This window comes from Pseudomonas sp. M47T1 (genome assembly GCF_000263855.1).
Taxonomy (GTDB): Bacteria; Pseudomonadota; Gammaproteobacteria; order Pseudomonadales; family Pseudomonadaceae; genus Aquipseudomonas.
In genome coordinates this window covers 1-15,641 of record NZ_AJWX01000011.1, presented here as the reverse complement: position 1 = coordinate 15,641, position 15,641 = coordinate 1, and the positions used below count along the sequence as shown (strand labels likewise).

Here is a 15,641-nt window from a genome sequence, read left to right as displayed (position 1 = left end):
GACCATTGCCGGTTGCCCGCCCCGGGGCCATATTTCAAGGAGACGCTCACAACAATAAGGAAGCGCTCCATGCAGATTGCAGGCAGGACATTTCTGGTCAGCGGCGCCGCCTCGGGGCTGGGCGCTGCCACCGCGCAGATGCTGGCCGGCGGCGGTGCCAACGTGGTGCTGGTGGACATGAACGCCGACGCCGTCGCCGCCCAGGCCCAGCGCCTGGGTGAACACACCCGGCCCGCAGTGGCCGATATCCGCCGCGAAGACCAGGCCCAGGCCGCAGTGCAACTGGCCGTCAGCACCTTTGGCGGCCTGCACGGCCTGGTCAACTGCGCGGGCGTGGTCACCGGCGAGAAAATCCTTGGCAAGCAGGGCCCTCATGCCCTGGACAGTTTCAGTCGCATTCTCGACATCAACGTGGTCGGCAGTTTCAACCTGATGCGCCTGGCCGCCGCCGTCATGGCCGAGGGCGAGCCCGGCGAGGACGGCGAGCGCGGGGTCATCATCAACACCGCCTCCATCGCTGCCTACGACGGCCAGATAGGCCAGGCCGCGTACGCCGCGTCCAAGGGCGCCATCGTCAGCCTCACCCTGCCGGCCGCGCGCGAGCTGGCACGCTTCGGCATCCGCGTCATGACCATTGCCCCGGGCATTGTCGAAACGCCGATGATGGCCGGCATGGGCGATGAAGTGCGCGCCTCCCTGGCCGCCGGCGTGCCGTTCCCGCCACGCCTGGGCCAGCCCGCCGAGTTCGCCGCGCTGGTGCGCCACATCGTCGAAAACCGCCTGCTCAACGGCGAAGTCATCCGCCTGGACGGCGCCCTGCGCATGGCCGCCAAATGAAGGAGCCCCTCATGAACCACGATCCGGTTGTTATCGTCAGCGCCGTGCGCACGCCCATGGGCGGATTGCAGGGCGACTTGAAAACCCTGACCGCGTTCCAGTTGGGCAGCGAGGCCATCCGCGCCGCCGTCAGCCGCGCCCACCTGTTGGGCGACGCCGTAGACCAAGTGCTGATGGGCTGCGTACTGCCCGCAGGCCAGGGCCAGGCCCCCGCGCGCCAGGCCGCCCTGGGCGCCGGGCTCAGCCAGGCCACACCGTGCACCACCCTTAACAAGATGTGCGGCTCGGGCATGCAGGCGGTCATCCTCGGCCATGACCAGTTGCTGGCCGGCAGCGCTTCTGTGGTGGTGGCCGGCGGCATGGAAAGCATGTCCAACGCCCCCTACCTGCTGGACAAGGCCCGCAGCGGCTACCGCATGGGCCACGGCCGGGTGCTGGACCACATGTTCCTCGACGGCCTGGAAGACGCCTACGAACCCGGCCGGCTGATGGGCACCTTCGCCGAAGACTGCGCCCAGGCCAACGGCTTCAACCGCCAGCAGCAGGACGACTTCGCCATCGCCTCGCTGACCCGCGCGCAGCAAGCCATCAGCGGCGGCCAGTTCAAGGCCGAGATCGTGCCGCTGACCGTGCAGGTGGGCAAGGAATCGCGCCTGATCAGCGATGACGAACAACCGCCCAAGGCACGCCTGGACAAGATCCCCAGCCTGAAGCCGGCGTTTCGCGACGGCGGCACGGTGACGGCGGCCAACTCCAGTTCCATCTCCGATGGCGCCGCCGCCCTGGTGCTGATGCGCCAGAGTGAAGCGCTGAGCCGCGGCCTGACGCCTCTGGCGGTCATTCATGGCCACGCCGCCTTTGCCGACGCCCCGGGGCTGTTCCCCACTGCGCCCATCGGCGCCATCCAGCGCCTGGTACAGCGCACCGGCTGGGACCTGGCCGAGGTCGACCTGTTCGAGATCAACGAAGCCTTCGCCGTAGTCACCCTGGTGACCCAGCAGGCGCTGGACCTGCCCCACGCCAAAGTCAACGTGCACGGCGGTGCCTGCGCCCTGGGCCACCCCATCGGCGCCTCGGGCGCACGCATTCTCGTCACCCTGATCCATGCCCTGCGCCAACGCCGCCTGCAACGCGGCATTGCCGCTATCTGCATCGGCGGCGGCGAAGCCACGGCCGTGGCCATCGAATGCCTGTATTAAGGAGCCGCCATGCTAGCCAATGACGAACAACGCCAGATCAGCGACGCCGCCCGCCAGTTCGCCCAGGAGCGCCTGCGGCCGTTTTCCGCGCAGTGGGACCGCGACCACACCTTTCCCCGCGAAGCCCTGGCCGAAATGGCCGAGCTGGGTTTCTTCGGCATGTTGGTGCCGGAGCAGTGGGGCGGCAGCGACACGGGCTACCTGGCCTACGCCATTGCCCTGGAAGAAATCGCCGCCGGTGACGGCTCGTGCTCCACCATCATGAGCGTGCACAACTCGGTGGGCTGCGTGCCCATCCTCAACTTTGGCACCCAGGCGCAGAAGGCCCAGTACCTGGAACCACTGGCCACCGGCGCCATGCTCGGCGCCTTTGCCCTCACCGAGGCCCAGGCCGGTTCTGACGCCAGCAACCTGCGCACCCGCGCCCGCCGTGACGGCGACCACTACGTGATCAACGGCAGCAAGCAGTTCATCACTTCGGGCCGCAACGCCGGCATGACCATCGTCTTCGCCGTCACCGACGCCGAGGCGGGCAAGCGCGGCATCAGCGCCTTCATCGTGCCCACCGACAGCCCCGGCTACCAGGTGGTGCGCGTCGAGGAAAAACTCGGCCTGCACGCCTCCGACACCTGCCAACTGGTGTTCGAGGACCTGCGCGTGCCCACCGCCAACCTATTGGGCAGCGAAGGGCAGGGCTACAAGATCGCCCTGGCCAATTTGGAAGGCGGCCGCATCGGCATCGCCGCCCAGGCCGTGGGCATGGCCCGCGCCGCCTTTGAGGCGGCCCGTGACTACGCTTGCGAGCGGCAAAGCTTTGGCAAGGCATTGATCGAACACCAGGCCGTGGCCTTCCGCCTGGCCGACATGCACACCCAGATCAGCGTCGCCCGGCAAATGGTCTACCACGCGGCGGCCCTGCGTGACGCCGGCCAACCGGCGCTGGTGGAAGCGTCCATGGCCAAGCTGTTCGCCTCGGAAATGGCCGAAAAGGTTTGCTCGGACGCGTTGCAGACCCTGGGTGGCTATGGTTATCTCAATGACTTTCCGCTGGAACGCATTTACCGCGACGTGCGCATCTGTCAGATCTACGAAGGCACCAGCGACATTCAGCGGATGGTCATTGCGCGCAACTTATAAGACGGAGAACGCTACGATGGCGTATCAAACCCTGCTGCTGGAAACCCGCGGCCGTGTCGGCCTTATCACCCTCAACCGGCCCGAGGCGCTCAACGCCCTCAATGCCCAATTGATCAGTGAACTGAACCTGGCGCTGGACCAACTGGACGCCGACCGCGACATCGGCTGCATCGTCATCACCGGCTCGGCCAAGGCCTTCGCCGCCGGTGCCGATATCAAGGAAATGGCCGAGCGCACCTACCCGCAGATCTACCTGGACGACCTGTTCAGCGAAACCGACCGCATCGCCAACCGCCGCACGCCGATGATCGCCGCCGTGGCCGGCTTTGCCTTGGGCGGCGGTTGCGAGCTGGCCTTGATGTGCGACTTCATCCTGGCCGCCGACACCGCCAAGTTCGGCCAGCCGGAAATCAAGCTCGGCGTGTTGCCCGGCATGGGCGGCACCCAGCGCCTGACCCGCGCGGTGGGCAAGGCCAAGGCCATGGAACTGTGCCTCACCGGCCGCCTGATGGACGCGGTGGAAGCTGAACGCGCCGGTATCGTCGCGCGTATCGTGCCCGCCGCGCAGTTGCTGGAAGAAGCCCTGAACACTGCGGCGCAAATCGCCGCCAAGTCCTTGCCGGTGGCCATGATGGTCAAGGAAAGCGTCAACCGCGCGTTCGAAGTCAGCCTCAGCGAAGGCGTGCGCTTCGAGCGGCGCGTGTTCCATGCCGCCTTCGCCACCGACGACCAGAAAGAAGGCATGGCGGCGTTCATCGCCAAGCGCGAGGCGCGCTTCAAGGGGCGGTAAATGATGCAGCACCGGCGCGGCCGCTACTGCGGGGCGCCCATGGTGCCTGTAGCAGCGGCGCAAGCCGCGCTACAGGCGCTGCGTGCTGACTGGCACACCGCATCGCAAGACGCAGCCGTCGGCAACTGCTACAGGATAGTTTCATGACAAACCTGAGTTTTTGTTAATTTGACGCCAGAATGATGGCATTTCAATATCGCGCCCTTTCGAAATGTAAGCAATTGTAAAAAATTGCGATACACCACCCAAGGACGCGATTGTGATCTGGTCAAGGACGCCTGCCGCCCGGCTTGTTCTGCTATTTACCCTGGCCGCCGCCATGCCTCTGGCACAGGCTGCCGCCAGCCCCAGCCCCGGTGATCAGGACCTGATCCGCGACCGCCAGGACCGCCTGCTCGACGAGCAGCGCAAGCGCCTGGAAGACCTGCAGAACCTGCCCGCGCCCGCGCCAGCCCCCACGGCCCCGGCCGCGCCCACCAGCACCCGTTGTTTCCAGATCGATACCCTCGAGCTCAAGGGCGCCGACCACCTGCCCGACGGCCCGGCGCTGGTCAAACCCTACCTGCACCAATGCCTGGGCGTGGCGCAGCTCAATGAAGTGCTCAAGGTCATCACCGACCGCTACATCGCCCTGGGCCTGGTCACCAGCCGTGCCTACCTGCCGCCCCAAGACCTGTCCAAAGGCCACTTGATCGTGCAGGTCATCGAAGGTCACCTGCAAAGCCTCAAGCCAGGGCAGGGCAGTGGCCTGACCCAGCGCGAACTGAACATGGGCTTTCCCGGCCACCCTGGTGAAGTGTTGAACCTGCGCCAAGTGGAACAACTGGTCGACCAGCTCAACCGCCTGCCGTCCAACCAGGCGCAGATGGCCCTGGTGCCCGGCCAATCCGTGGGCAGCACCGACGTGCAGGTCAACAACACGCCGCACAAACCCTGGCGCGTGTCGGTGTCGCGCAGCAACGAAGGCCAGAAAAGCACCGGTCAGGGGCAATGGGGCTCGCGCCTGGACTGGGACAACCCCCTGGGCCTGGCCGACATGCTGAGCCTCAACGGCGGCCAGGACGCCCACCCGGACGATCCGCACAACAGCCACAACGCCGGCCTCACCTACAACCTGCCGTACGGCTGGTGGAACTTCACCTACAGCTACAACCAGAGCGACTACCGCTCCCTGGCCGAGGCCAACGGTTTCGATTTCAAGCAAAGCGGCGACAGCGCCACCCACCAGTTCAAGGCCGAGCGGGTGATCTACCGCGACGCCCTCAGCAAGACCTCACTGAGCCTGGGCCTGTCCCACCTGGCCACCAACAACTACGTGGCCGGCAGCCGCCTGGACGGCAGCAGCAACCGCATCACCGAGCTGCACTACGGCTTTAACCACGGTCGACGCATCGGCGGCGCGTTCCTCAACCTGGACTTGGGCATGCAACAAGGCATCGGCGCCCTCGACGCCCAGGGCGACCACGACCCGGGCCCCGCCGACCCCACCGCGCGCTACCGCAAATACACCGCCACGGCCAGCTACCTGCAGCCGTTCAAGCTGTGGGGCGAGTCGTTCAGCTTCACCAGCCTGGCCACCGGGCAGCACAGCGAAGACGTGCTGTTCAGCGCCCAGCGCATGAGCCTGGGCGGCGAGTCGTCGATTCGCGGCTACAAGGACGAAAACCTGAGCGGCGACAGCGGCGGCTACTGGCGCAACGACCTGCGCTGGAGCCGCCCCGTGGCCTGGGCGTGGCTGCAACCGGTGTTCAGCGAATACGGCAGCGACATCGGCTACGACCAGGGCGTGATCAGCGACACCCAGCACGCCGGCGACCAACACGGCCGCGTGTCCAGCGACTCGCTGGAGCTGTTTGCCCGCGGCCAGCACCTGACCTTCAGCGTCACCCTGGCCCATTCCCTGGAGCGGCCGGCGGCGTTGGCCGACAGCGAAGCCCCGGTGTACTTGCGCCTCGAATTCCTTCTTTAAATACGCTTGCGAGACCCTGACATGGACGTACGCCATTTGGCCTTCCTGGCCCGCCAACCCTCGGCTGAAATTCAACCTCGCGAGCGCTTCTGGGGCATTTCCAAGCGCGGCCTGGCATTCATTCTCGCCAACGCCCTGTTCTGGCAACCGCTGTGGGCCCAGGCCGGCGGCATCACCGTCAGTGGCCAGGGCACCACCCTGGGCACCGCCGCCAACGGCGTGCCCATCGTCAACATTGCCGCGCCCAACGCCAGCGGCCTGTCGCACAACCAGTTCGGCGACTACAACGTCGGCAGCCAGGGCCTGATCCTCAACAACGCCACCGGCAGTACCCAGAGCACGCAGCTGGGCGGCATCATCCTGGGCAACAGCAACCTCAAGGGCCAGGCGGCCAGCACCATCCTCAACGAGGTCACTGGCAACAACCGTAGCCAGCTCAACGGCTACACCGAGGTGGCCGGCCAGGCCGCCCACCTCATCGTCGCCAACCCCTACGGCATCACCTGCAACGGCTGCGGCTTCATCAACACCCCGCAGGCCACGCTCACCACCGGCAAACCCGTGCTGGACGCCAGCGGCAAGCTTGACCACTACCAGGTGGACGGCGGCGACGTGTCCATCGAAGGCGCGGGCATTAACGCAGGCAACGTCGACAGCTTCGAAGTCATCACCCGCTCGGCGCGCATCAACGCGCAGATCAATGCCAACCAACTGACCGTGATTGCCGGCCGCAACGACGTCGACGCCAGCACCCTGAACGCCACCGCGCGCGCCGACGACGGCAGCGCCAAGCCAAGCCTTGCCATCGATTCCACCGCCCTGGGCGGCATGTACGCTGGCGCGATCAAGCTGGTGGGCACGGAAAAAGGCGTGGGCGTGAACCTGGCCGGCAACCTGGCCGCCAGCGCTGGCGATATCGAACTGGACGCCAACGGCCAACTCAACGTGGCCCAGGTAGCGGCCAGTGGCGCGGTCAAGGTCAACGCCCAAACCGTCACCACCAGCGGCCCGGTATACGCCGGCAGCCACCTGGACATGACCACCAGCGGTGAGCTCAACAACAGCCAGAACCTGGCCGCCCGCGACGCCATCACCCTGAGCAGCGGCGGCCAGCTAAACAACAGCGGCATCATCGAAGCTGGGGTCAATGCTGATAACAGCCGCAACACCAGCGGTGACGTCAGCCTCACTGCGCAGAACCTGACCAACACCGGCAGCGTCATTGCCAGCCGCGACTTGGCCGTGCAGGCCATTCAGGCCGTCAACAACCAGGGGCACAGCCTCAGCGCCAAGGGCAACCTGACGGTGACCGGCCAGCAACTGAACAACGGTCAGTCGGGGCTGGTCAGCGCCGGCCAGGCCCTGACGGTGAACGTCGATCAGGTCGACAACCGTGGCGGCGAGCTGTCCAACGGCAGTGCGCTGTCGGTGCAAGGCAGCACCCTGGACAATACCGGCGGCAACGTCCTCGCCGGCAGCGTCCTGAGCCTGACCGTGGGGCACATCAACAACGCCGCAGGCGGCGTGCTGCAAGGCGCAACCACCACCACGCTGCAAGGCGACACCCTGAGTAACATCGGCGGCAGCGTCTACGCCGGCACTTTGCTCAGCGCCGCACTGACCGGCGCGCTGGACAACACCCAGGGCCAGTTCACCAGCACCGGCGCCCTGAACCTGAGCGCAGGCCAGGTCACCAACACCGGCCGCATCGGCAGCACCGGCGCCCTTAGCGCCAGCGTCACAGGCCTGAACCAGCAGGGCGGAAAGCTGTTCAGCAACACTCGCCTGAGCCTCGACCTGCACGGCGGCCACCTGACTAACAACGGCGGCCTGATCAACGCCCCCACACTGGTGCTGAACAACCTCAACGAGGTGGCCAACCGCAACGGCGAGATCTCCAGCCAACACGGCTTCGCCTTCAGCGCCAACAGCCTCGACAACACCAGCGGCAAACTGATCAGCGACCAGGCCCTGAGCGTGCACATCGCCCAGGCCCTGACCAACCTCAGCGGCGTCATCTCCGCCACCGCACTGGGCATCACCAGCACCAGCCTTGACAACCGCAACGGCGACATCACCGCCAGCAGCACCCTGACCCTGGCCGGCGGTACCCTGGACAACACCCAGGACGGCTGGGTCGGCGCCACCGGCACCCTCACCAGCAGCATCGATAGCATCAACAACCAGGGCGGCGAACTGTCCAGCCAGGGCGACATCACCCTGAGCGGCAGCCAACTGGACAACACCCATGGCGGCCAGGTCATCGCCTCGCAACGTCTGCTGTCCACCGTGCAACGCCTGCTCAACAACACCCAGGGCCTGCTCTCCGGGCAAACCCTGGTGAACCTCACCGGCAGCACGCTGGACAACACCAGCGGCCAGGTCAAAAGCCAGGGCGACCTGCTGCTAGCCCTCACCGGCGACCTCACCAACACCCAGGGCCTGCTCAGTAGCGAAGGCCTGCTGACCGCCAGCGCCGCAGGCCTTGCCAACCGTTTGGGCAGCCTGTCCAGCGCAGGCCAGTTGAGCCTGACCACCACCGGCGCTGTGGACAACGAAGGCGGCCAACTGGTCACGGATGGCCGCCTGGACCTGCACAGCGCCAGCCTCGACAACAGCCAGAAAGGCACCCTCAGCGCCAGCAAGGCCCTGAGCATTGCCACCGGCGCATTGAACAACCAGCACAACGGCAGCATCAGCGGCGGCGACACCCTGGACCTCACCGCCGGGCAAGTCAGTAACGGCGACGGCGGCAACATCGCCACGCAAAACGCCTTCACCGCCAGCGTCACCGGCCTGGACCAGAACGGCGGCAAGTTGTTCAGCAACACCAGCCTGACCCTGGACCTCAACCACGGCACCCTGAACAACCAGAATGGCCTGCTCACCGCGCCCGTGCTGGTGCTGAAAAACCTCGGCGCCGTGGACAACACCGGCGGCGAAATTTCCAGCGCCCAGGCCTTCGCCTTCAACGCCGCCAGCCTCACCAACAACAACGGCAAGCTGCTTTCCAACCAAGGTCTGACCGTCACCATCAACCAGGCCTTGAGCAACCTCAACGGCACCATAGCCGCTGCCACCCTGCAACTGCAGGCCGCCAGCCTCAACAACGCTGGCGGTACGCTGAACAGCCAGGGCGACCTGAAGCTGATGGTCGACGGCCAACTTACCAACAACAACCTGGGCCTGATCAACGCCGACGGTAACCTGGCCATCAACGCCGCTGCCATCGACAACAGTGCCGGCGGCAACCTGCTGGGCAGCGCCATAGCCCTGGATTTCGGTGCCCCAACAGGCGACCTCAACAACGCTAGCGGCCTGGTCACCACCACTGGCCTGCTCACCCTCAACCACCTGCGCGACCTCAACAACCAGAACGGCGAACTGTCCAGCAGCCAGACCGTAACCCTGAATGCGCGCGATATCGACGACACCAACGGCCAACTGATCAGCAACAACCTGCTGACCCTCACCGCCGACAGCCTGCTTAACCCCGGCGGCCTGGTCTCCGGCTGGCAGGGCGTGACCCTCACCGCCCGCAGCCTGGACAACCACAACACCGGCACCGTCTCCAGCCGCTACGGCGACGTCACGGTCAACGTGCAAGGCGAACTGCTCAACAGCAACAACGGCGCCCTGGTCAGCCTGGGCGCGCTGACCGTCACCGCCAACAACCTCGACAACACCACCGGCATTCTCTCCAGCGGCGCCCGCCAGTTGCTGACCGTCGCCAACCTGCTGGACAACAGCGCCGGCGGCTCCATCGACAGCGGCGCCGGCCTGACCCTGCAGGCCATGAGCCTGAACAACAACGCCGGTTCCATCACCGCGCAAAACGTCTTCAACTTCAACGGCACCACTTTCGACAACACCGGCGGTAACGTCGCCGCCAATGGCACCGCCACGCTCGATCTGCTTGGCGTACTGACCAACACCAACGGCAAGCTCGCCAGCGGCAGCGACCTGCTGATTCAGGGTGCCACCCAGGTCAACAACCAGAACGGCCAACTGGCCAGCCAGGCCCTGCTGACTCTGCTCACCGGCGGCCTGGACAACAGCAACACCGGTACCGTCGCCGCCAACGACGCCCTGAACATCGCCGCCACCGGCGCCGTGCAGAACAACGCCAACGGCCTGATCTACAGCCAGAACGCCGCCGTCACCCTGCACGCCGCCAGCCTGGCCAACAGCCGCGGTACGCTGCAAAGCCAGACCGCCCTAAACCTGATCACCCGCGGCGATGTCGACAACCAGAGCGGCACCATCCTCGCCCAGAACGGTGACCTGACCGTCAACGCCGGCAACCTCGACAGCCGCGGCGGCACCCTGAGCAGCACAAGCGGCGGTTTCATCGCGCAACTGACCGGCGCACTGAAAAACGGCTACGACCTGAGCAACAACCGCCAGAAGGGCGACATCCAAGCCCAGAGCCTGAACCTCACCAGCGCCAGCCATGGACAACGACGGCGGCCGCATCGCCGCACAAGCCAGCGATGCGGTGATCAATACCGGCGACTTCAACAACCAGAACGGCGGCCTGTACGCCACCGGCAAAGTCAGCGTAACCGCCCACAACGTCGACAACAGCGGCGCGGCCGACGGCCAGATAGGCGGCCAGCAGATCGACCTGAGCCTCAGTGGCGCGCTGAACAACGAAAACGGCATCGTCGAGAGTGACAGCACCCTCAGCATCACCGCCGCCAGCATCGACAACAACAGCGGCAAACTGCGCGCCCTGGGCACCAGCGGCACCACGTTGTTCAACGTCAGCGGCCTGTTGGACAACAGCAACGGCACCCTGGAAAGCGCCAACCAGAACCTCACCCTGAACCTGGGCAGCTTCAATAACCTTAACGGCAGCCTGCTGCACGTGGGCGCTGGCACCTTCGGCATTTCAACCGCCAACCTGGCCAACGTCGGCGGCAGCGTGGTCACCAACGGCAGCCTCACCATTGCCGCCGACAACTGGACCAACAGCAGCGTCATCCAGGCCGGCGACCTGACCGTCAACGTCAACGGCCTGACCCAGACTGCCAGCGGCCAACTGCTGGGCAGCCGCCAGTTCACCGGTACCGGCGCGAACTGGAACAGCGACGGCCTGATTGCCAGCAACGGCGGCCTGGGCCTGACCTTGAGTGGCAGCTACGGCGGCAACGGCCGCCTGACCAGCGTCGGCGACCTGAACCTCAGCGCAGTGCAGCTCACCCTGGGCAGCGCGGCCAGCATCGAGGGCGGCGCCAACGCCACCGTCAACGTGGCCGGGCAACTGAGCAACGCCGGCCGCCTGACCGCCGGCGCAGCCCTGACCGTGAACGCCGCAGGCATCGACAACGAAGGCACCCTGGGCAGCGGCACCGGGCTGATCCTCACCACCGGCGCACTGAGCAACAACCAAGGCCTGATCTTCAGCGGCGGCGACATGAGCCTGCGCGTGGCTTCGCTGAACAACAGCTACGCCAGCATCTACAGCCTGGGTAACCTGACCATCGATCGGGACGGGCAGGGTGGCCTGACCGACAGCATCACCAACAGTTCGTCGACGATTCAGAGCGACGGCAACATGGCCCTGAACGTCAGCGCGCTGGACAACTCGCGCGCGGTGCTGGTGGTGGACGATGCGGGCAAGTACACCGCCGAGATCATTGAGGTCAGTTGTTACAAATACCTGAACGACAACATTGCCGACTGCTCCGGCTCCAAACGAAACTCGGTGTATGAAATCACCGAGCGCGACAAACTGGCGGTCACCGCCAGCAGCGCCGCCTCGTCCATCTCCGCCGGCGGCGACCTGAACATCACCGCCGGCCAGGTCAACAACAACAGCAGCACCATCAGCGCCGGCCAGAACCTGTATGCCAGCGCCGACAACCTGACCAACCAGGGCGTGGTCGCCAGTGACACGCAAACCTTCCGGGTGTTCGTGGTCGCGCGGTCCGAGCACCGCTCCAGCTGGGAAAACGAAGCGCAGCAATTCACCGACAAATATTGGGTGGACAGTGCTGACTACACCCCGGCCGACCTCGGCGGCCTGGATGCTGCGCTCAGCCAGTTCATCGGCAGCACGCACAACGAGCTGGCGCAGTACGCGCAAACCACCCAACTGTCCACCGGCGACCAAAGCTACGCCGCCGTGATCCAGGCCGGTGGCGCCGTCAACGTCACCACCCAGAACAACTTCGACAGCAGTGTGGTGCGCGCCGGCTACAACTACGTTGGCGCGGGCACCCGCACCGACACTACGGCCGCAGGCACCGCCTATTCCACCCGCGTTTCGCTCAACGCCCAGCTGCCGCCGGACCTGGCGCAAAAAGAAGTGGATCCGCTGAGCCTTCCAGGCTTCAGCCTGCCTACCGGCCAGAACGGCCTGTTCCGCCTCAGCGGCGCCAGCACCACCAGCGCCCAGGTAAACACCGGTAACTGGACCCTGAGCGGCACCAACCTCACCACCAGCCAGCACCAGGCAGGCACCTCTACCCGCCAAGCGCCCAGCGTGCAGGCAGGTGCCAGCAGCACCGGCACCTTGACGGCAGCCACCGGCACCACTGCGGCCAGCACATCCACCATCGCCCGCGTCCAGGGCGTACCGGACACCAGCGCCCAGTCGCAACCGCAGAAATACCTGATCGAAACCAACCCCGCGCTCACCAACCTCAAGCAGTTCATGAGCTCGGACTACATGCTGTCCGCTTTGGGCTACAACCCCGACGCCAGCGAAAAACGCCTGGGCGACGGCCTCTACGAACAAACCCTGGTCGACCAGGCCATTGTCGCCAGAACCGGTGCCCGCTACATCGACGGCCAGACCAGCGACGCCGGCCAGTTCCAGTACCTGATGGACAACGGCATTGCCGCCCAGCAGTCACTGAACCTGACCGTAGGCACCGCCCTGACCAGCGAACAAGTCGCCGCCCTGACCCATGACATCGTCTGGATGCAAAGCGAAGTCGTCGACGGCCAGACCGTGCTGGTACCCGTGCTGTACATGGCCAACGCCGACAATCGCCTGGCCCCCGACGGCGCGTTGGTGCAAGGCACCGACGTCAACGTCATTGCCGGCAGCGACCTGAGCAACGCCGGCACCCTCAAGGCCACCGGCAGCCTGTCGGCCATCGCCGGCAACAACCTGACCAACACCGGCGTGGTGCAAGCCGACAGCCGCCTGGACCTGCTGGCCGGCAACAACCTCACCAACAGCGCCGGCGGCATCATCGCCGGGCGCGACGTAAGCCTGACCGCCGTCAGCGGCGACGTGACCAACGAGCGCACCGTCACCAGCCACCAAAGCGCCCTGGGCTCGGCCACCGAACGCACCGACCTGGTGGACAGCGCCGCCCGCGTGGAAGCGGCGGGCAGCCTCACCATCAACGCCGGGCAAGACGTCAACAACACCGGCGGCGTGCTGAGCAGCGGCACCAGCACCGCCATCACCGCCGGGCGCGACGTCAACATTGCGGCGGCGCAAGTGGTGGACAGCAGCACGCGGACCAGCAAAAGCACGCATTCCACCACCACGCAGGACAGCGCCACGGTGACGGCGGGGACTGATTTGAGTATCAGTGCCGGGCGGGATTTAACGGCCACGGCGAGCACGCTGAGTGCCGGTGGCAATGTGAGCCTGACGGCCACCGACGACCTGAGCTTGAGCTCGGCGGCGGATGAGACGCATAGCTATAGCAAGACGCATAAGGTGACGTCGCAGCAGGATCATGTGGGGCAGGTGGCAACGACTGTTACGGCGGGTGGCAGTGCCACGTTGCAGGCTGGCCAGGACCTGACCCTGACCTCCAGCAACGTCACTGCGGGCACTGACGCCTACGTTTACGCGGGCGACAAACTGCAACTGTTGGCAGCGCAAAACAGCGACTACTCGCTGTACGACATGAAGAAGAGCGGCAGCTTTGGGTCGAAGAAAACCCAGCATGACGAGACGACGCAGGTCACTAACGTGGGCAGTGCTGTGACCAGTGGCGGCAATCTCACGCTGGCCAGCAACAGTGATCAGCTGTATCAGGCGGCGAAGCTCAACAGTGGGAATGACCTGACCATCAGCAGTGGCGGGGCGGTGACGTTTGAAGGCGTCAAAGACCTGCAACAGGAGACGCACACCAAGAGCAGTTCCAACCTGGCCTGGACCAGCGCCAAGGGTAAAGGCAACACCGACGAAACCTTGCAGCAGACAGAGATGGTCGCCAAGGGCAAGACCGTGATCAACGCGGTCAATGGGCTGAACATCGATGTGAAGCAGATCAACCAGGAAACCGTCAGCCAGGTGATCGACACCATGGTGAAGGCGGATCCGTCGTTGAGTTGGATCAAGGACGCCGAGGCCCGGGGAGATATTAATTGGCAGCAAGTGAAGGAGGTTCATGACTCCTTCAAATACAGCACTCATGGGTTGGGGGCTGGTGCGGAAATGATTTTGGCGATCGCCATGTCGATGGTCATGGGGCCGGCTGGACTTGGGCTCGGCACGTTGAGCGCGGCAGGGGCGGGCAGTCTGGCGACTACCGCTGTAAACAGCGCCATCGCCAACAACGGGAATCTTGGCAAGGTGCTGAAGGACACGGTCAGCTCCAGCAGTTTGAAAAGTGCCGGCGTTGCGATGCTAACCGCAGGTATTGCCGACGGCCTGCAGTTCGATCCTACGACGCTCAACACCAACACTTTGGTGGGCGCTACCGAGACCGCTGTGGCTGACGCGGCCGTTACCACCGCGATTGAAGGGGGCAGTTTCAGCAAGAACCTTGTCAGTGCTGCGGTGGGTGAGGGCGTGACGGTCGCGGGTGCGACATTGGCCAACGATATCAGCGGCTCATCGTTTGCTGGAGGAAAGCTTACCAAGGTCGGGTTGCATGCGTTGCTGGGTGGCGTGCTGTCGGTGGCGCAAGGAGGGGATTTTGCCACTGGGGCATTGGCGGCTGGTGCGGATGAAACGTTGATAGATGCGGTGGCCGGAGAGTTTGGTCAGAACATTTTGAACGGTACAGGAACGCAAGCGCAGCGCGATGCTGAATCGGCGCGTTTGTTGGGCATTTCGCAGATGATTGGGGTGCTGGCTGCTGGGGTAACTAATGGCAATGTCAGCATTGGGGCTGAGGTTGCCAATAATGCTACGGAATATAATTTTTTAGGGCCTGCCTCCCAAGCTCGTCGCGAAGCCGATCGTAAAGCTATGGAGGAAGGAACTGCAACAGCGCTGCAGAAAGCAGAGTTTGTTAATGAATGGCAGAGTGATCAACGTAGCGATTATCTGGCCGAAAAATTACAGTCAAATATTCCCCTGACGGATGCCGAGAACGCGGAACTTAATGGGTATTTTGTCCAGTATCTCAACGAAATGACCGACACATTTGGAGCGTCTGCGGCTAATTCGGCTTTGGGTAACTTGATTCAGAATGGAAGTTACAAGGATTACGACTTTCCTTTTGCAGGAACTCCAGAGCAGAAAGCAGCATGGACGGCCGCGAACTCTCAAACGGTTGCTGATTTTTTTAAGACGCAATTCCGTATCGGGTCTGAGGATGAAAGTCTTTATAATAGTGTGGGCCAGAGTAATCAGATAGCGAAGGCTCAGGAGGATGACGTTCAGATTGGCCAGTTTGCTTTACTGCCCGAGGAGGATGTCATCGCAGGGGTAATTGCAGCCGGGGTGGAGATCTTCGGAGAGGGGGCAATAGCCGGTCAGGCGGTTGACGAGGCTTTATCGCAA

At 64.6% G+C, this 15,641-nt stretch carries 7 protein-coding genes; all 7 read left to right on the top strand.

Features of this window, described 5'->3' with window-relative positions; translation table 11 throughout:
* The first annotated feature begins 69 nt into the window (after nucleotides 1–69).
* The gene (locus PMM47T1_RS13255) at nucleotides 70–837 is read left to right on the top strand and encodes an SDR family NAD(P)-dependent oxidoreductase (protein ID WP_008369563.1); all 768 of its coding nucleotides are present in this window, start codon (nucleotides 70–72) and stop codon (nucleotides 835–837) included.
* Nucleotides 838–848: 11 nt separating this feature from the next.
* A complete protein-coding gene (locus PMM47T1_RS13250) occupies nucleotides 849–2,036 on the top strand; it encodes an acetyl-CoA C-acyltransferase (protein WP_008369562.1) in 1,188 nt (395 codons plus the stop codon).
* A gap of 9 nt (nucleotides 2,037–2,045) precedes the next feature.
* On the top strand, nucleotides 2,046–3,173 hold the full coding sequence (locus PMM47T1_RS13245; RefSeq protein WP_008369559.1) for an acyl-CoA dehydrogenase: 1,128 nt from the start codon (nucleotides 2,046–2,048) through the stop codon (nucleotides 3,171–3,173).
* Nucleotides 3,174–3,189: 16 nt separating this feature from the next.
* Entirely contained in the window at nucleotides 3,190–3,963 is a 774-nt protein-coding gene (locus tag PMM47T1_RS13240; RefSeq protein WP_008369558.1) for an enoyl-CoA hydratase, read from the top strand.
* 319 nt (nucleotides 3,964–4,282) lie between these two features.
* Nucleotides 4,283–5,932 carry a ShlB/FhaC/HecB family hemolysin secretion/activation protein gene (locus PMM47T1_RS13235; protein WP_008369556.1) on the top strand — a complete coding sequence of 550 codons (1,650 nt, stop codon included), beginning with the start codon at nucleotides 4,283–4,285 and terminating at the stop codon, nucleotides 5,930–5,932.
* A gap of 21 nt (nucleotides 5,933–5,953) precedes the next feature.
* Nucleotides 5,954–10,609 (top strand): two-partner secretion domain-containing protein, encoded by a 4,656-nt coding sequence (locus PMM47T1_RS30340; protein WP_081492648.1) that lies wholly within the window; start codon nucleotides 5,954–5,956, stop codon nucleotides 10,607–10,609.
* On the top strand, nucleotides 10,539–15,641 hold a 5,103-nt coding region (locus tag PMM47T1_RS30335; protein WP_238536617.1), incomplete at its 3' end, for a beta strand repeat-containing protein. The genes PMM47T1_RS30340 and PMM47T1_RS30335, both read left to right, overlap by 71 nt.

Bases quoted from the DNA above. Each gene is read 5' to 3' on its own strand.
- PMM47T1_RS13255 (WP_008369563.1), top strand. From the start codon at position 70: ATGCAGATTGCAGGCAGGACATTTCTGGTCAGCGGCGCCGCCTCGGGG.
- PMM47T1_RS13250 (WP_008369562.1), top strand. From the start codon at position 849: ATGAACCACGATCCGGTTGTTATCGTCAGCGCCGTGCGCACGCCCATG.
- PMM47T1_RS13245 (WP_008369559.1), top strand. From the start codon at position 2,046: ATGCTAGCCAATGACGAACAACGCCAGATCAGCGACGCCGCCCGCCAG.
- PMM47T1_RS13240 (WP_008369558.1), top strand. From the start codon at position 3,190: ATGGCGTATCAAACCCTGCTGCTGGAAACCCGCGGCCGTGTCGGCCTT.
- PMM47T1_RS13235 (WP_008369556.1), top strand. From the start codon at position 4,283: ATGCCTCTGGCACAGGCTGCCGCCAGCCCCAGCCCCGGTGATCAGGAC.
- PMM47T1_RS30340 (WP_081492648.1), top strand. From the start codon at position 5,954: ATGGACGTACGCCATTTGGCCTTCCTGGCCCGCCAACCCTCGGCTGAA.